Source organism: Arthrobacter sp. Rue61a, assembly GCF_000294695.2.
GTDB lineage: Bacteria > Actinomycetota > Actinomycetes > Actinomycetales > Micrococcaceae > Arthrobacter > Arthrobacter aurescens_A.
The window spans coordinates 3,317,830-3,334,683 of the sequence record NC_018531.1 but is presented as its reverse complement, the minus strand read 5'-3'; the positions used below and the strand labels follow the sequence as shown (position 1 = coordinate 3,334,683).

Below are 16,854 nucleotides of genomic sequence, written 5' to 3'. Positions count from 1 at the left end.
TGCGGGTTTTCTGTCTTGAAAGGACACAACCATGGCAAAGCAGCTTGCTTTTAACGATGCTGCCCGCCGGTCTCTTGAGGCCGGTATCGACAAGCTCGCCAACACTGTCAAGGTGACGCTTGGCCCGCGCGGCCGCAACGTCGTGCTGGACAAGAAGTGGGGCGCTCCCACGATCACCAACGACGGCGTGACCATCGCCCGCGAAGTTGAGCTTGACGACCCCTACGAGAACCTTGGCGCACAGCTGGCCAAGGAAGTAGCCACCAAGACCAACGACGTCGCCGGTGACGGCACCACCACGGCTACCGTGCTGGCACAGGCGCTGGTCAAGGAAGGCCTCCGCAACGTTGCTGCCGGCGCAGCTCCGGGCGAGATCAAGCGCGGCATCGAGGTTTCCGTCGAAGCCGTCGCCGCCCGCCTCCTGGAGAACGCCCGCGAAGTTGAAGGCACCCAGGTTGCCAGCGTTGCAGCCATCTCCGCGCAGAGCGACGAGGTTGGCGAACTGCTGGCTGAAGCATTCGGCAAGGTTGGCAAGGATGGTGTGATCACCATTGAAGAGTCCTCCACCACCCAGACCGAACTGGTCCTCACCGAGGGCATGCAGTTCGACAAGGGCTACCTTTCCCCGTACTTCGTCACCGACGCTGAGCGCCAGGAAGCCGTCCTTGAGGACGCCCTCATCCTGATCAACCAGGGCAAGATCTCCTCGCTGCAGGACTTCCTGCCGCTGCTGGAGAAGGCCCTGCAGGCAAACAAGCCGCTCTTCATCATCGCTGAAGACATCGAAGGCGAAGCCCTTTCCACGCTGATCGTCAACCGCATCCGCGGCACGCTCAACGTTGTTGCCGTCAAGGCTCCGGGCTTCGGCGACCGCCGCAAGGCCATGCTCCAGGACATCGCCACGCTCACGGGCGCCCAGGTTGTTTCCCCGGACCTCGGCCTGACCCTGGACACCGTTGGCCTGGAGGTGCTTGGTACCGCGCGCCGCATCACGGTGACCAAGGACAACACCACCATCGTTGACGGCGCCGGCACGGCCCAGGACGTTGCCGACCGCGTTGCACAGCTGCGTGCTGAGCTCACCCGGACGGACTCCGACTGGGACAAGGAAAAGCTGCAGGAACGCCTGGCCAAGCTGGCCGGCGGCATCGGCGTGATCAAGGTTGGCGCAGCCACCGAGGTTGAGCTGAAGGAAAAGAAGCACCGCATCGAGGACGCAGTTTCCTCCACGCGTGCAGCCCTCGAAGAAGGCATCGTTTCCGGTGGCGGTTCCGCTCTCATCCACGCCCTCAAGGCACTGGACGAGTCCCCGGCCGTGAAGGCGCTCGAAGGCGACGCAGCAGCTGCTGTGGGCATCGTCCGCCGCGCCCTGGTTCAGCCGCTGCGCTGGATCGCCCAGAACGCAGGCTTCGACGGCTTTGTTGTTGTTGCCAAGGTTTCCGAGCTCGAAGCCAACCACGGCTTCAACGCCAAGTCCGGCGAGTACGAGGACCTGATCGCCGCTGGCGTGATCGACCCCGTCAAGGTCACCCGTTCGGCTCTCCGCAACGCCGCTTCCATCGCTGCCCTGGTTCTCACCACCGAGACCCTGGTTGCCGAGAAGCCGGCTGAGGAAGAAGACGCACACGCAGGCCACCAGCACTAACGGCCTGTTTTACAAAGGCCCCGGTCACGTTGACCGGGGCTTTTGTTGTCTGCGGCTTTGCGCGGGGCGGCTATTGTGAGCGTACGACGGCGGCGGTAACCTGACGCTAATACGGCGGCTTGGGTGCGTCACCGGGGTGCATCGTCGCCGCAAGGTGAGCCATGACGATGCCTGCCACAGCCTTGGACCTGGGACGCTCGGCGTTCTCCGAGCATCGCTGGAGCGATGCTCTGGATTGCCTCGCCCGCGCGGATGCCGAGGGTGGTCTGCCTCCCCAAGACATTGAGCTGGTGGCATCCGTGGCGATGCTCCTGGGTAAGGAATCGGAGGGCGTCGCCTACCTGACGAGAGCCCATGACGAGTACGTGACCGTGGGGGATATGGCAGGGGCGGCCCGCTGTGCAGCGTGGCTGGTCCTCTACCTCATGAACCTCGGGGAACAAGCGCGGGGTTCCGGCTGGTTGTCCCGTGCCAAGCACATGCTGGACGGAATGGTAGACCCCACGGAAGCCGAGGGCTACGTCCTGATCCCGACAGCACTGGGAGCACTGTATGGAGGGAATCCGGAGACCAGCAACGAGCTCTTCAGCCGCGCTTTGGCCTTGGGACAGCGGTTCCACGACCGTGACCTGACGGCGTTGGGGCAGTTGGGCGTTGGGACTGCCCGGATCAACTTGGGATTCCCCGATGAAGGCCTCGGTTTCCTGGACGAAGCGATGGTCGCCGTAAGCGCCGGGGAAGTCTCGCCCATCCCCTCGGGCATCATCTACTGCGCTGTGATCGGAAGCTGCCGCCTGACCTTGGACGTGCAGCGCGCGCACGAGTGGACGGCTGCGCTGGCACGCTGGTGCGGGCAGCAGCCTGACATGGTCATGTTCAGCGGGCAATGCCAAACGCACAGGGCCGAGTTGTTCATCCTCCATGGAGCTTGGGAGGAAGCCATGGCGGCACTCAAGATCGCCCAAGACCGTTCTCGACACGGCGACCCCGAAGCGACTTGGGGCGCCTGGTACTTTCAAGGCGAGCTCTTTCGCCTGACCGGCCTTGAAGAAGAAGCGGCCTCGGCCTATGCCAAAGCCGCCGAGACCGGCTTCGAAGCACTGCCGGGGTTGGCCCTCATGCTCGTCAGGCAGCACAAGGCAGCACAAGCCCAATCCATGGTGCGACGAGCGATGTCCGGCGCGGATCCTGCCAACCGCCGTCGACTGCTCCCTGCTGTGGTGGACATCGAGCTTGCCGCCGGCGATCTTGAAGCGGCACGCGCAGCGGCCGACGAATTCGCGGCACCGGTCAGGGACGCGCGCAGGCCCTTGGAACAGGCTATCGCTGCCCAGGCTGAAGCCAACGTGCTGCTCGCCGAAGGAAATCCCCATGCGGCCCTGGCCGCGGCGAGGAAAGCATGGCGTCTTTGGTACAGCCTAGAGGCCCCCTTTGGCGCCGCCAGCTGCAGGGTGCTGGCGGGCCGTGCCTGCAACTTGCTGGGCGACCAGGACTCTGCTGCGATGGAGTTTGAAGCCGCAAAAGCAGAGTTCGCCGATCTCGGGGCAACTCCGGCAGCAGCAGATGTTTTGGAATTGACTGGCGAAACGAGCGTGGACGCATCTCCGTTGACCAGCAGGGAACTGGAAGTCCTGCGCCTGATCGCGGGCGGCAATGCCAACCGGACCATCGCCCGCGAGCTTTACCTCAGCGAAAAGACGGTAGCCCGGCACGTCAGCAACATTCTTTCCAAGCTCGCGGTGCCCTCCAGGGCGGCCGCGACCGGCTACGCCTTTGAGCACGGCCTGATCCACTGACCCTCAGTCATCTCCTGCGCAGAAATACCCATGCAGCGTGTACTGAAATGCGTCATTCTGCCGACGCGGCGTAAGGGGCTGGACTCATAGCTTGGCGTTATGAACATTCCACTGCTTGCCGGCACCGTATCCACAGTGCTTTTTGCAGCCAGCATGCTGCCCATGCTTCTCAAAGCTGTGCGCACCAAGGACCTTGAGTCCTACAGCGTCGGCAACATCGCCACCACCAACGTGGCCAATGCAGTGCATTCGTTCTATGTCTTTGACCTCCCGGCGGGCCCCGTTTGGCTGCTGCACTCCTTCTACATTGTTGCTTCCGCCCTCATGCTCTTGTGGTGCCTGCGCTACCGGAAGGTCCCTGACGACGCTCTCAATGAACCAATCGGAGAACCAGTAACTGAAGGGACAGAACAATGAACGCCAACCTGGAATCGACAGTGGACACGATCATCGTGGGAGGTGGGCAGGCAGGGCTCGCGCTGGGATACTTCTTGGCCCAGGAAGGCAGGACCTTCCTGATACTGGATCAGAACGGGAGGCCGGGGGAAGCCTGGCGCCAACGCTGGGACTCGCTGCGGCTCTTTACGCCCGCCAAGTATGACGGCCTCCCAGGAGCGCCTTTCCCCGGTGACCACCTTGCGTTCCCCACAAAGGATCAACTGGCTGACTATCTGGAGGACTATGTGCGCCGCTTTGACCTCCCCTTCGTCCCAAACGTCCTCGTGGACCAGATCAATCGTGTCGGAGACGTGTTTACCGTGGCAGCGGGAGATCGCAGCTGGCGCTGCAACAACGTGGTGATTGCTACAGGAGGACACCATCTGCCCAAGAAGCCGCAGTTCGCAGGAGATTTGGATTCGGAGATACTGCAACTGCATTCAGAGGACTACAGGAATCCCGGGCAGTTGAAGGATGGCCCCGTCCTGGTGGTGGGGCTGGGCAATTCAGGAGCTGAAATAGCCCTTGAAGTTGGCAAATCCCATGCCACTCAACTGGCGGGACGCCCCAGCGGTGAGATGCCTATGCGGCATGGCCGGACGGCTGCACGCTTCGCCCTTCCCATGGTGCGGTTCCTCGGTTTGCATGTCCTGAATCTCAACACACCCATCGGTCGCAAGGCGGCTCCCGGATTCAAGTCGATGGCGGCACCACTAATCCGGACCAAGACCAAGGACCTGGTTGCTGCGGGGGTGCACCTGGTACCGAGGCTGGCCGGGGTTTCGGAGGGCCGGCCGGTCCTGGACGATGGGAGTCGTGTGGAAGCTTCGAATGTCATTTGGTGCACCGGTTACCACGAGGACTACTCGTGGGTGAAACTCCCGGTCTTCGATGCCCTCGGTGAGCCCCAACAGACACGGGGAGTGGCCCACGACGTTCCGGGCGTTTATTTCATCGGTCAGGAGTTCCTTTTCGCGGCAGCCTCGGCAACGCTTCCCGGAGTCACCAGGGATGCCCGCTACCTTGCCAGCCGGCTCGCTGAACGGAATCCAGGCCGTGCAACGGAACCAGTATTGAAGCAAAACGCAGCGGGCCAGGCAGCCTCATAAAACGTGTAATGGGTCACGTTGGAGGGGGCGCGCCGAACGGCAACGCTAACGAGGCAAAGAAGTATCAGCACAGGTCACGCACAGGTTGGGCTGGCAGAATGTATGGCTGGACCTGTGCTGATGGGGCTTCGTATGGCGGCCAGGGACACCCTCCACCATGGGTTGCGCGGCTAAATCCGCGTAATATTGATGCTTTGTGCCACAAGCTTTGAGGAACTGCCTAACGTGACGACGCCAACGATTCCAGCCCCTGCCCACCACGGTAAGCGGGCTGCCGGACCCGTTGCGAAGTCTAAGTTCCGCCCCGAAATCCAAGGCCTTCGATCCCTCGCAGTCCTCATGGTGGTCAGTTACCACATCTGGATCGGCAGGGTCTCCGGAGGCGTTGATGTCTTCCTCCTGATCTCAGCGTTCCTCATGACCCTCCAGTTCACGGGACGTTACAAACAGGGCCGCCCCATGGACCTCCTGCGGCACTGGCTGCACCTGTTCAGGCGGCTCCTGCCCGCCGTCGTCGTAGTTCTGGTGGGCACGCTCGCAGCAACCTTCGCGTTCCTGCCGGCCACGCGCTGGGTTGAAATCGTCCAGCAAACCTGGGCTTCGCTGTTTTACTTTGAGAACAGGCTGTTGCAGGAGTTGGCAGTTGATTACTACGCCACCGACCACAGCATGGCGAGCCCTGTGCAGCACTTCTGGTCCTTGTCCATCCAGGGCCAGGTGTTCATTTTGTGGCCCATCATCTTTGCAACGGTCGCGCTGGTGTGCCGCCGCTTTGCCCTCCGCTACCGCGCCACGCTGGTGTACGTCTTCGCGATCATTTTCCTGGTCTCGTTCATTTACTCCATCATCTTCACTGCCAACAACCAGGCAGTAGCGTACTTCGATACCTTTGCCCGTTTGTGGGAGTTTGCTTTGGGCACGTTGGTGGCCTTGATCCTGCCGGCCCTGAACTTCTCCAAACCTGTCCGTGTGGCCTTGGGCTGGATTGGGGTGGCAGCGATGCTCACCTGCGGCATCCTTCTGCAGGTGCAGACTGCGTTCCCTGGATTCGTGGCCTTGTGGCCCACGCTGGCTGCCGTCGCGGTTATCGCAGCCGGTCAGACGGGGAGCCGTTTCGGCGTGGACAGGATCCTGAGTTCCAAATTCCTGGTCCGGCTCGGTGACAACTCCTACGCCCTCTACCTCTGGCACTGGCCCATTCTGGTGATTGCCTTGGCTTGGAGCGGCAAGGATCACGCCGGCTGGCTTTCGGGCACGGCCATTATTGCGCTGTCACTTGTCTTGGCTTTCCTGACCACCAAGTACATAGAGAAGCCCTTCCGTGAGTGGAAGTGGCCGGAGATGAAGCGCCGCCGCTCGGTCATCGCGATCGTGGCCTGCCTGGCAGTGGTGTCCGCGCCCCTCCTCGCTTTCCAGTACAGGTTGGACGTGGACCAGCAAGCTGCGGAGGCGCGGATGGTCTTCGATAACCCCGGTGCAAAAGCCCTCCTTCCCACATATGTGAATGAAGTGGCTCCGAATGCGCTCACCCAGCCCACCGCGGAAAGGATTGGGAGTGACTGGGCCAACCTGTCCGACGGATGTTCGGGCGACATTAAGCCGGAATCGCAGCTGCTTCAGGACAACTGCCAGCAGAACGGCGTCGGGGCCGACGCCACCAAGACAGTCCTGGTAGTTGGCAGCTCCCACTCCCAGCAGTGGCTTGCCGCCCTGGAAGTGTTGGCGGAGCAGCATCATTGGCGCGTCTACTCGTTGCTCGCCGGAGCCTGTCCCTTCATGACAGAAGACCCCGAGTCCGAGCCGGGCTGCAACGAGTTCAACAGTGAAGTGCGCAGCCACATCCAGGACCATGCGCCGGATGCCATCTTCATGGTGGGCACGGCGGCTGTGTCATCCTTGCCCGACGAGCGACTGACCCACGGTTTCGAGGACCTCATTCCTGAGGTCACGGGGCTGGGCATCCAGGTGGTGGCGGTGCGGGATAACCCACGGTTTACTTACAGCCTCACGGACTGCACGCTCGCCAAAGGCGTGGACAGCCCTGATTGCCGCCCGCTGAAGTCAGACGTCCTGGCCGAACCCAGCCCTTTTGACGCCGTGAGGGGTAAGTACCAGAACCTGTTCCTCTTGGACATGACAGACCTGATCTGCCTGGGAATCTACTGTCCGCCCATCATCGGTAATACGTTCGTCTACCTGGACGACAACCACCTGACCAAAACCTACGTCAAGAGCATGGCGGGCATGCTCGATGAAAGGTGGTTTGCCGCGACAGGGTGGCAACAATGATGGATACACGCGCAAGCGCCACGTCCCCGGCGGCGGGCAAGGAAGGCACGACGGCGAAACCCGGCTTCCGTCCGGAGGTCCAGGGCTTGCGTGCACTGGCAGTGCTCATGGTTGCGGCCTACCATATCTGGCTCGGCAAAGTTTCGGGCGGCGTGGACGTCTTCCTGCTCATCTCGGCTTTCCTGCTGACGTTGTCCTTCACGCGCAAGCTTGAAAGTCATAAGCCACTCAGACTCTTGCGGCACTGGCTCCACGTGTTCAAGCGGCTGCTGCCCGCCGTCGTCGTCGTCCTGCTGGCGGTCTTGGCCGGCACTTGGGCGCTGATCCCGCAGAGCCGGTGGCCTGATGTGCTCACGGAGGCGTGGGCATCCCTCATGTACCGGCAAAACTGGCAGCTTGCCGCGTTCGCCGTGGATTACTACGCCCAGCAGCACGTGGACGCCAGCCCCCTGCAACATTTTTGGTCGCTGTCCGTGCAGGGCCAGGTGTTTATTCTGTGGCCGCTGATCTTCGCCGGAGTCGCCCTTCTGCAGCCGCAGCTGGCCAGGCTGTTCCCGCAGCGGAAGGCCGTAGCCCACCGGCAAATGCTGTTCATCGCCTTCGGTGCCGTCTTCGTGGCTTCGCTCGTGTTCTCCATCGAGCAGACCGCCACCAACCAGGCGTACGCCTACTTTGATACCCGTGCCCGCCTGTGGGAGTTCGCCTTGGGCTCACTGCTGGCCCTGGCCATCCCGTATCTGAAACCAAAACGGAGGCTCCGCGTTTTTCTGGGATGGGCCGGTATTGCAGCGATGCTCGCCTGTGGGCTCATGCTCACCGTGGACCGCTCGTTCCCGGGGTTCGTAGCCCTTTGGCCCACCCTCGCAGCCGCCGCCGTGATCGTCGCCGGGCAAAGCGGGAGCCGGTTCGGTGCCGACCGTCTCCTGAGCTCGCGTCCGCTGGTCATGCTGGGAGACAATTCGTACGCCCTGTACCTGTGGCACTGGCCAATGCTGGTGTTCTTCCTCCTGGCCTCCGGCACCAAGCAGCCGAGCCTCCTCCAAGGTCTGGGAATCATGGCGGGTTCCCTGCTGCTCGCGGTTGCCACCACAAGGTATGTGGAAGTACCCCTGCGCAGCTGGAAGTGGCCAGACGTGCGGTCCTGGCGGGCCGCCGTCGTGATTGTCTCCTGCGGTGCGCTGCTGGCACTGCCGGTCACGGCTTGGCAAAGCGCCATCACCGCGGAAGCTGCAGCGATTGCTGGTCAGCCCCAGGAATTGACGCCGGGTGCTGCCGCGTTGTCCCCGGACTACTCCGGTCGGCCGAGCGAAGAGGCCCTGATCATCCCGGCGCCTGCAGCCATGAAGGATGAGTGGGCGAACGTCGATGGGCCGTGCACCGGGGACAACGTGCCCGGCGATCCTCTGCTGGAGGGCTGCCTGCAGAATGAGGAACCCGATGTGGTCACCAAGAGAATTGTGGTGCTCGGTGATTCGCACTCCCAGCAGTACACGGCTGCCCTTGGTCCGATCGCCAAGGAACACGGTTGGGAAGTGGTGACGTTGCTCAAGGGTGGCTGCCGTTTCGGTGCCCAATCTCCGGAGAGGCCCGATTTTTGCAACGAGTTCAACAAGGCTAGTGCCGCTTACGTCATGGAGCACAAGCCTGATGCCGTGTTCACCGTAGCTTCGCTGACGCACGTCGAGGCCCCGTTCGAGACCGAAGTGCCCGGGTACCTCGAAGGCATCAAGCCGTTCACAGACGCAGGAATCGATGTAGTGGGCGTCCGGGACAACCCGCGTTTCGGCTTCAACATGCCTGAATGCGTCCAGAAGAAGGGCAAAGATTCGCCCGACTGCAATGTGCCGCTTGAAGAGTCCCTGGCGGCGTCGTCACCGTTGGACGATTACGTCGGCAAGGTGGAGCGGCTCTACCTGATGGACATGAGCGACTTCATCTGCGAGCAAGGGACGTGTCCGGCTGTGGTTGGGAACATCTATGTCTACAAGGACGACAACCACCTCACCAAGACCTACGTGCAAACCATGATCCCGATGTTTGAAGAACGGCTGCTGGCCGCCACCGGTTGGTCAGCCAGCTAGGTTCCCGCTCTCCGGCGGTTTCAAACGCACGACGCCGGCCTGCCGCCAGTGGGATTGCTCACAGTCAGGCGTCGCGGAATATGGCGATAGGCGCGGAGGTTCTAGTATTTATCCAATACCTTCTGCACAGGTAACTTCTGCACAGGTACCTCATGCACAGGCCAGTCCCGTAATGACGGGCTGGTCATCAGTTGCAACCCCTACCAGTTAAGCCCCCGGAACCCAGGTAAGAGGCGCACACTCATGACCCAGCCCGAACACGATCCCTTTGGCTTTGTCGGCCTGACCTACGACGACGTCCTGTTGCTCCCCGGCCACACGGATGTCATCCCGTCCGACGCGGACACCTCATCACGCATTTCCAAGCGCATCTCGGTACAGACTCCGTTGCTGTCCGCAGCCATGGACACCGTCACCGAGTCCCGCATGGCCATCGCCATGGCCCGCCAAGGTGGTTTGGGCGTGGTTCACCGCAACCTGTCCATCGACGACCAAGCCGAGCACGTTGACCGCGTCAAGCGCAGCGAATCAGGCATGATCACCAACCCGCTGACCATTGGCCCGCAGGCAACGCTGCAGGAACTGGACGAGCTGTGTTCCCGCTACCGCGTTTCAGGCCTTCCCGTAGTGGACACCGATGGACGCCTGTTGGGTATCGTCACCAACCGCGACACCCGCTTCATCCCGGAATCGGAATTCCCGCTGCGCAGCGTCAGCGACGCCATGACCAAGATGCCGCTCATCACCGGTCATGTGGGCATCAGCCGCGAGGAAGCCTCGCACAAGCTGGCCACCAACAAGATCGAGAAGCTCCCGCTGGTTGATGAGCAAGGCCGCCTGATGGGCCTCATCACCACCAAGGACTTCACCAAGGCAGAGCAGTACCCATTGGCCACCAAGGACGACGAAGGCCGCCTCCGCGTGGGTGCCGCCATCGGTTTCTTCGGTGACGGCTGGGAGCGCGCCATGAAGCTCATCGACGCCGGCGTTGACGCACTGTTCGTCGATACCGCCAACGGCCACTCCCAGGGCGTGCTGGACATGATCCGCCGCCTGAAGTCGGATCCCATCGCTGCGCACGTTGACATCATCGGCGGCCAGGCTGCCACCCGTGAAGGCGCCCAGGCACTGATCGACGCCGGCGCCGACGGCATCAAAGTGGGCGTGGGCCCGGGATCCATTTGCACCACCCGCGTGGTTGCCGGCGTGGGCGTGCCGCAGATCACCGCCATTTACGAGTCCGCGAAGGCAGCAATCCCTGCCGGCGTTCCGTTGATTGCCGACGGCGGCCTCCAGTACTCGGGCGACATTGGCAAGGCACTGGTTGCCGGAGCCGACACCGTGATGCTGGGCTCCCTCCTCGCAGGCTGTGAGGAGTCCCCGGGCGAGCTCATCTTCGTCAACGGCAAGCAGTTCAAGAGCTACCGCGGCATGGGCTCCCTGGGCGCCATGCAGTCCCGTGGCAAGAACACCTCCTACTCCAAGGACCGCTACTTCCAAGCGGACGTTTCCGGCGACGACAAGCTCATCCCGGAAGGTATCGAAGGCCGCGTTGCCTTCCGCGGCCCGCTGGCTTCGGTGGCTTACCAGCTGGTTGGCGGCCTCCGCCAGACCATGTTCTACACCGGCGCTCCCACCATTCCGGAGCTGAAGGCACGCGGCAAGTTCGTCCGGATCACGCCCGCGGGACTCAAGGAGTCCCACCCGCATGACATCCAGATGACTGTCGAGGCACCTAACTACGGTTCCCGCTGATCAATTACCTCAACTGTTCCCCGTGGAAGTTTCCACGGGGAACAGTTGTTTAACAGGACGCCGCATCATTGTCGGTCCCTAAGAATAGGCTGGGCACATGTCAGAAAAGCCCGCGCAACCGCGGCACCCGGAATCGATCCGGCTGAATTCAAGCCAACCGGGCAAGGCGCCGCCCCGCAAGCTGGCTCTGCGGCCGTACGCACGCGCCGTCGGACAGGTCCTGAAAGTGAGCTTCAAAGCCTCACCTGGGGCGGTCATCATGAAGGTGGCCGGATCGCTGATTTCGGCCACGCTGCCGCTGGTCACCACCTATTTCGCTGCGCTGACCACCACAGCGCTGGCCGCCGGTTACGCGGGAGACTCCGACGCCGGCCCCCGGGCCATCCTGTACGTCATCATCACTGCGGCGCTGGGCTTGTTCTGGGGGGCCTTCAGCAGCGTTGACCGCTACATCCAGCAGCTGATGAGCTTCAAAGTGGGTGCCATCGTTGGCGACATGATGTACCAGCGGTTTCTGGCGCTGGAGTTCTGGCGCTACGACGACAAGGAAACGGTGGATCTTTACGACCGCGCCAAGCGGTTCTCCGATTCGTATGCGCGCGTTCTGGACCGGATAGCGGCCATCTTCACGCAGTTCGTCTCCGTGGTCCTGGCCATCGGTGCCCTGCTGCTGGTCAGTTGGTGGATCGCAGTCATTGTGCTGGTGGCTATCGTGCCCAGTGTCTACCTCCAGTTCAAGCTGTCCCGGGAACAGATCGCGCACTGGAACACACAGGTTGATTCGCGGCGGCAACGCCGGATGATCGAGCAAAACCTGCTTCGGCCCCAGCACATTGCGGAGATGCGCCTTTACGGGATCGTGGGGTACCTCATGGACCTCAGGTCGAGGCTGCGGGATGCTGATGAACGCAGGCGCCTGGACTTCCAAAAGCGGTACATTCCCAAGCAGCTGGCCGCAGACTCCCTGCAGTACGGAGCCGAAGTTGTGTCCCTGATCTGGGTGGTTGGCCAGATCATCGCCAGGGCACAGCCGGTGGGCCAGTTCCTCTATGTCCAACAGATTGTGAGCCGCGCGCTCTCCACCGCCAACAGCCTTGTCTCGTCGCTGAGTTCAATCGATGAGGACCTCGCAAACCTCAAGGACTACGAGCTTTTCATGGCCCTTCCTGTGCCCAGCGGGAAAGAAAAGCCTCTGCCCGCGTCGCCCAACACCGTGGAGCTGCGGGACATCCGGTTCAGCTATACGGGGAGCGACATTGAGGTCATCAAAGGCATTTCCATGACCATCAGGGCAGGTCAGCACATCGCGATTGTGGGGGAGAACGGCGCCGGCAAATCCACGCTGATCCGAATTTTGGCGGGACTGTACCGGCCCGATTCAGGCCAGGTTCTGCTCGACGGCGTTGACCTCACCACGATTGACGTCACCAGCTGGCACCGGCACCTCGCAGTGCTGAGCCAGGAGTTCCTGAAATATGAGTTCGCCACCGCGGCGGAGAACATCTACCTCGGCGATGTGGACCAGCCCCGGGACGATGACCGCATCCGGCGGGCGGCCTCGGACGCTGAAGCGATGGAGTTCATCAACAAGCTGCCAAACGGCCTGGAGAACCATGTCAGCAACTGGATGGAGGACCCCCGCGGACGCAAGGGAAGCGGGCTGTCAGGCGGCCAATGGCAACGGCTCGCAATGGCACGTAACTTCTACCGCGATGCCTCGTTCATGGTCATGGATGAACCCACATCAGCCATCGACGCTTTGGCGGAGCACCGCATCTTCACCCGGCTGTTCGCGGACCGTAGCAGCACCATCATCGCCATCAGCCATCGCCTGGCCACCATCGAGAAGGCGGACATCGTGTACATGCTGGAGGACGGGCGCATTGCGGAGCAAGGAACACACAAGGAACTCGTGGCATTGAGGGGCCGGTACTTCCGGATGTTCGAATCCCAGCTTTCGGTGGATGAGACCAGCCAGAACAGTCCCTGAGCGCCCATCTGCGCTGTGTAGGCGTCCGCTGTGCCCGCGTCCGCTGTGCCGGTGCACGGTGGGGCAAAACCGGGGCCTTGGTTGAGGTGGGATAAACTCGAGCAGTGACTTATGAGATTGAGATTGGCCGTGGCAAGCGTGGGCGTCGTGCCTACTCCCTGGATGACATCGCGATCGTCCCGAACCGCCGGACGCGTGACCCGAAGGACGTCTCTGTCTCGTGGCAGATCGACGCCTACAAGTTCGACACCCCCGTAATTGCTGCTCCCATGGACTCAGTGATGTCCCCGGATACAGCCATCGCTTTTGGTCGCCTCGGCGGCCTGGGAGTCCTTGACCTCGAAGGTCTCTGGACACGTTACGAGGATCCCCAGAAGATACTCGACGAGATCGCAGACCTAGCCGATGAAACCAACAGCCCCGCCGTCACGCGGCGCATGCAGGACCTGTACCAGGCACCCATCCAACCTGAACTCATCAGCTCCCGCTTGGCCGAGATCCGCGCCGCCGGAGTGACCGTAGCCGGGTCCTTGACCCCGCAGCGCACGCAAGAGCACTACAAGACCGTAGTGGCTGCCGGCGTCGACATCTTTGTCATCCGTGGAACCACGGTTTCAGCCGAACACGTCTCCAAGAATCACGAACCCCTGAACCTGAAGCAGTTCATCTACGAACTCGATGTTCCCGTGATTGTTGGCGGAGCAGCCGGCTACACCCCTGCCCTTCACCTCATGCGCACGGGCGCTGCCGGCGTCCTGGTGGGCTTCGGCGGCGGTGCAACCACCACTACGCGCCGCGCCCTGGGTATCCACTCGCCCATGGCTTCGGCTATCTCCGATGTGGCTGCAGCACGCCGCGATTACATGGATGAGTCCGGCGGACGCTATGTCCACGTCATTGCCGACGGCGGCATGGGCAGCTCCGGCGACATCGTCAAGGCGATCGCCATGGGCGCCGACGCCGTCATGCTTGGCAGTGCACTGGCGCGTGCCGAAGAGGCGCCGGGCCGGGGCTGGCACTGGGGTCCTGAAGCACACCACCTTGAATCGCCCCGCGGCGATCGCGTCAACGTTGGAACGGTTGGCCCGCTGGAAGAGGTCCTCTTTGGGCCCGGCCACCACACCAACGGAACGTCCAACCTGATTGGCGCCTTGCGCCGTTCCATGGCGACCACCGGCTACTCGGACCTCAAAGAGTTCCAGCGTGTGGACGTCGTAGTTTCGCCCTACGCAGGCAACTGATACCAGGCGCTGAAAGCCCCTGTTGACTACCGATTCCCGTCGGAGCCAACGGGGGCTTTCTTCATCGGGGCAGTTCTCCCCATCGCGGCTCCCTTCATTGCCCCGTAGTCTGACGCCGAAGAAGTTTTTGCTGGCAGAAAGTGGGGGAGAGAATGGCGCCGGGCATTTATGGGGCAGACGTTGCCCAGCTAAGGTCACTGTCCAAAGTGATGGGGGCATCGGGTAACACCCTGTCCAACCTTGAGCTGAACATCAATGGCGTCGTCGCCTCCACTGCCTGGCGGGGCGCCGACGGTGAGCGCTTCCGGTCCGAATGGTCCGGAAAGATGCGGCCAATGCTCCATGGGGCCAGCGAGTCACTCCGGACGCAGGCCAAGGCACTCCTTGCCCAAGCTGATGAGCAGGAGCAGGCAAGCCACGGATCCACAGGCTCATCTGCCTCTGGTTCAGGTTCAGGTTCGGGCTCGGGGCCAGGTCAAACGTCCACTCCGTTTTCGCCCGTTGTGGATGCCAACGGCAACACTGTCTACCAAGCGCTGAACTTCACAGCCTCCGGGGCGGGATTCGTCAGTGACCTGCTCTTGAACAAGATGAGCAAGGCGAACCTCCTGGTGCGTCAGCCGTGGAGCCTGTTGGGCGCACAGTTCGGACAGATGCCGGGTGTCGGTTATCTGAAGGGCACCCAGCTCCTCAACGGCCTATCCATGGTGGGACGCGCGGCCGGCGTCTTAAGCGTCATCGGGGGAGTGGCACAGTTCGCTGACGGCTACATGCGCGGCGACGGCTATGCCATGGCTGATGGCGGCATCACAACCGTACTGGCGGCCGGAAGCTTTATACCCGTAGTTGGCCCGTTCTTTGCCGGTGCCAGCCTTGCCTGGGCAGGCATGGGCTTCCTGGCCAAGGGTCTCGGCTACGATTCCACCTCGGAAATGGTGGTAGACGGCGCCAAAGCCGTTGCCGGGGCCGTGGAAGACGGCGCCAAGGCGGTAGCGGATGGCGCCAAGAAGGTCTGGGGTTGGCTCGGCGGTTGACCGGGCTTCCTAAGATAGCGTGGAATCAGACAACCAACATGAGGACGGCATGACAGAGACGGCGAACCTGGAAACCCTGCGGCTGACGGACCATGAGCTTTTGGCGTTGCTGGCCATGCGCCCCACCCGGGGCGCGGAGAAAACACGCGAGCTGTTCCGTCTCTCGGGGGTGGCGGACAAAGACGTGCTGGAACAGGCCGGGATCACCACTCTGTTGGTGCGGGGGCTGGCTGAAGTGGACGGCGATGACATCGTGCCCGTTGACCGTGGTGCCATCGTGGCGGCAGTAGTCTCCAGTGCTGATGAATGGTTGGAAATGGCTTTGGTGACCCCCAGCACGGATCACGTGTTGTTCACGGCGGGCTCAGACCAGGGCTCCGTTCTCCTGAACCTCAGCCGCTATGGCGTACACGAGGTCCAGCCCATCGATTCGCGCTCGGGAATGCTCCCGCTGGGGATCGAGATTGCCCGGCACTACTTGGTGGATGGCCCGGATGGTTTGCCGGCCGCGGCCATGATCAAGCACCACCGCGCCGATGGTAAGCCTGTTACTGCGCACCTGAAAGCGGGTGTGGACGGCAGCTGGACCCTTGCCACAGGCGACGAGGAAAACCCTCCTCACCGTCCTGTGCCGGCAGACCAAGCCTTCGACGAATTCGCGGCGGCCTTGACCTTCGCATGAGCCAGCAGTTCCCGTATCCAGAACAAACACCCCACCACGTCCCTTTGGACTATTGGATCGCCTCCGGTCCTGCCCTGATGGCGCCCAGCTCTGCTCCGTCGGTCCTGAGGGACATGGCATGGAACAGGGGTCAGTACCTTGGGCTTGCCGTTGCCTGCCTCGGCGCTGCAGGCAGCATGCTGGGGGCCGCCCTCCTGGTGCTGCTGCTCGCAGGGAACATCGGCGTTGTTATCGCTTTCGCTTGCGTGGGCCTTCTACTGGTATGCATCGCCGCGGGACTTCGAAGCACGCTGAACAAGGTGCCCCGGATCCGTCCTGTGTTGGGCTCGCGGGCCCCCGGTAAGTTCTCCTCCGGCCTTTGGTTTGCAGCCTTCCTGTCGCTGATCTTTGGAATTGGGCTTTTCCCCGTTGTGAGTCCGTTGCTTGAAAGAGGGCCCGGCCACGTGCTTGGTTTCATTGCGGCTTATGCCCTCTTGCTGCTGGCGACCGTGAGCCTGTTCGCCGCGCCGGCTTATTTCTCCCAACACGCCCGGGAACACTTCCGGGCGAGGATCGGGGCCGACCCGGAGCTCCGGCGATCCCTTGAAGCGATGTCCCTGACGTGGCGCGATCCTGCGGGCAACAGGCCGTTCGGGCCACTCTGATCCCAGACCCCGCTCTGGCCATGGCGCTCCGGACATAGCGCTCTGCCCAAAGCGCTCTGCCCGAAGTGCTCTGCCCAAAGTGCTCTGCCCAAGGCGGCAAGCAACAAGTAGGGTAAGGGACTACCAGCTGGTTGCGTTTGAGGAGGGGTC

General features: G+C 62.3%; 12 protein-coding genes. All 12 read left to right on the top strand.

Annotation, left to right across the window (positions count from 1 at the left end):
- The first annotated feature begins 31 nt into the window (after positions 1-31).
- The 12 genes from groL (at position 32) to ARUE_RS15080 (ending at position 16,704) form a co-directional block, all read left to right on the top strand.
- On the top strand, positions 32-1,645 hold the full coding sequence (groL, locus tag ARUE_RS15135) for a chaperonin GroEL (protein WP_011775523.1): 1,614 nt from the start codon (positions 32-34) through the stop codon (positions 1,643-1,645).
- Positions 1,646-1,806: 161 nt separating this feature from the next.
- Positions 1,807-3,441 (top strand): helix-turn-helix transcriptional regulator, encoded by a 1,635-nt coding sequence (locus ARUE_RS15130; RefSeq protein WP_043470491.1) that lies wholly within the window; start codon positions 1,807-1,809, stop codon positions 3,439-3,441.
- Between the two features lie 99 nt (positions 3,442-3,540).
- Complete coding sequence (locus ARUE_RS15125) at positions 3,541-3,858, top strand: hypothetical protein (protein WP_011775520.1); 318 nt, start codon at positions 3,541-3,543, stop codon at positions 3,856-3,858.
- Positions 3,855-4,988: a flavin-containing monooxygenase gene (locus tag ARUE_RS15120; RefSeq protein WP_014922353.1), complete on the top strand. Its 1,134-nt coding sequence runs from the start codon at positions 3,855-3,857 to the stop codon at positions 4,986-4,988. The genes ARUE_RS15125 and ARUE_RS15120 overlap by 4 nt, the downstream gene beginning before the upstream one ends.
- A 189-nt stretch (positions 4,989-5,177) precedes the next feature.
- Positions 5,178-7,277, top strand: a complete 2,100-nt coding sequence (locus ARUE_RS15115) for an acyltransferase family protein (protein ID WP_014922352.1) — start codon at positions 5,178-5,180, stop codon at positions 7,275-7,277.
- Positions 7,274-9,358, top strand: a complete 2,085-nt coding sequence (locus ARUE_RS15110) for an acyltransferase family protein (RefSeq protein WP_014922351.1) — start codon at positions 7,274-7,276, stop codon at positions 9,356-9,358. The genes ARUE_RS15115 and ARUE_RS15110 overlap by 4 nt, the downstream gene beginning before the upstream one ends.
- Positions 9,359-9,601: 243 nt before the next feature.
- A complete protein-coding gene (gene guaB / locus ARUE_RS15105) occupies positions 9,602-11,113 on the top strand; it encodes an IMP dehydrogenase (RefSeq protein ID WP_011775516.1) in 1,512 nt (503 codons plus the stop codon).
- 97 nt (positions 11,114-11,210) lie between these two features.
- Positions 11,211-13,103: an ABC transporter ATP-binding protein gene (locus ARUE_RS15100; protein ID WP_011775515.1), complete on the top strand. Its 1,893-nt coding sequence runs from the start codon at positions 11,211-11,213 to the stop codon at positions 13,101-13,103.
- 104 nt (positions 13,104-13,207) lie between these two features.
- The gene (locus ARUE_RS15095; RefSeq protein WP_011775514.1) at positions 13,208-14,344 is read left to right on the top strand and encodes a GuaB3 family IMP dehydrogenase-related protein; all 1,137 of its coding nucleotides are present in this window, start codon (positions 13,208-13,210) and stop codon (positions 14,342-14,344) included.
- A gap of 152 nt (positions 14,345-14,496) precedes the next feature.
- Complete coding sequence (locus ARUE_RS15090) at positions 14,497-15,378, top strand: WXG100 family type VII secretion target (RefSeq protein ID WP_014922350.1); 882 nt, start codon at positions 14,497-14,499, stop codon at positions 15,376-15,378.
- A gap of 49 nt (positions 15,379-15,427) precedes the next feature.
- Positions 15,428-16,060: a hypothetical protein gene (locus ARUE_RS15085; RefSeq protein ID WP_011775512.1), complete on the top strand. Its 633-nt coding sequence runs from the start codon at positions 15,428-15,430 to the stop codon at positions 16,058-16,060.
- Positions 16,057-16,704 carry a hypothetical protein gene (locus ARUE_RS15080; RefSeq protein WP_014922348.1) on the top strand — a complete coding sequence of 216 codons (648 nt, stop codon included), beginning with the start codon at positions 16,057-16,059 and terminating at the stop codon, positions 16,702-16,704. The genes ARUE_RS15085 and ARUE_RS15080 overlap by 4 nt, the downstream gene beginning before the upstream one ends.
- Positions 16,705-16,854 lie beyond the last annotated feature (150 nt).

Coding starts and splice junctions, on each gene's coding strand:
- ARUE_RS15100 (WP_011775515.1), top strand. CDS start 11,211: ATGTCAGAAAAGCCCGCGCAACCGCGGCACCCGGAATCGATCCGGCTG.
- guaB (WP_011775516.1), top strand. CDS start 9,602: ATGACCCAGCCCGAACACGATCCCTTTGGCTTTGTCGGCCTGACCTAC.
- ARUE_RS15125 (WP_011775520.1), top strand. CDS start 3,541: ATGAACATTCCACTGCTTGCCGGCACCGTATCCACAGTGCTTTTTGCA.
- ARUE_RS15130 (WP_043470491.1), top strand. CDS start 1,807: ATGACGATGCCTGCCACAGCCTTGGACCTGGGACGCTCGGCGTTCTCC.
- ARUE_RS15120 (WP_014922353.1), top strand. CDS start 3,855: ATGAACGCCAACCTGGAATCGACAGTGGACACGATCATCGTGGGAGGT.
- groL (WP_011775523.1), top strand. CDS start 32: ATGGCAAAGCAGCTTGCTTTTAACGATGCTGCCCGCCGGTCTCTTGAG.
- ARUE_RS15110 (WP_014922351.1), top strand. CDS start 7,274: ATGATGGATACACGCGCAAGCGCCACGTCCCCGGCGGCGGGCAAGGAA.
- ARUE_RS15080 (WP_014922348.1), top strand. CDS start 16,057: ATGAGCCAGCAGTTCCCGTATCCAGAACAAACACCCCACCACGTCCCT.
- ARUE_RS15085 (WP_011775512.1), top strand. CDS start 15,428: ATGACAGAGACGGCGAACCTGGAAACCCTGCGGCTGACGGACCATGAG.
- ARUE_RS15115 (WP_014922352.1), top strand. CDS start 5,178: ATGCTTTGTGCCACAAGCTTTGAGGAACTGCCTAACGTGACGACGCCA.
- ARUE_RS15090 (WP_014922350.1), top strand. CDS start 14,497: ATGGCGCCGGGCATTTATGGGGCAGACGTTGCCCAGCTAAGGTCACTG.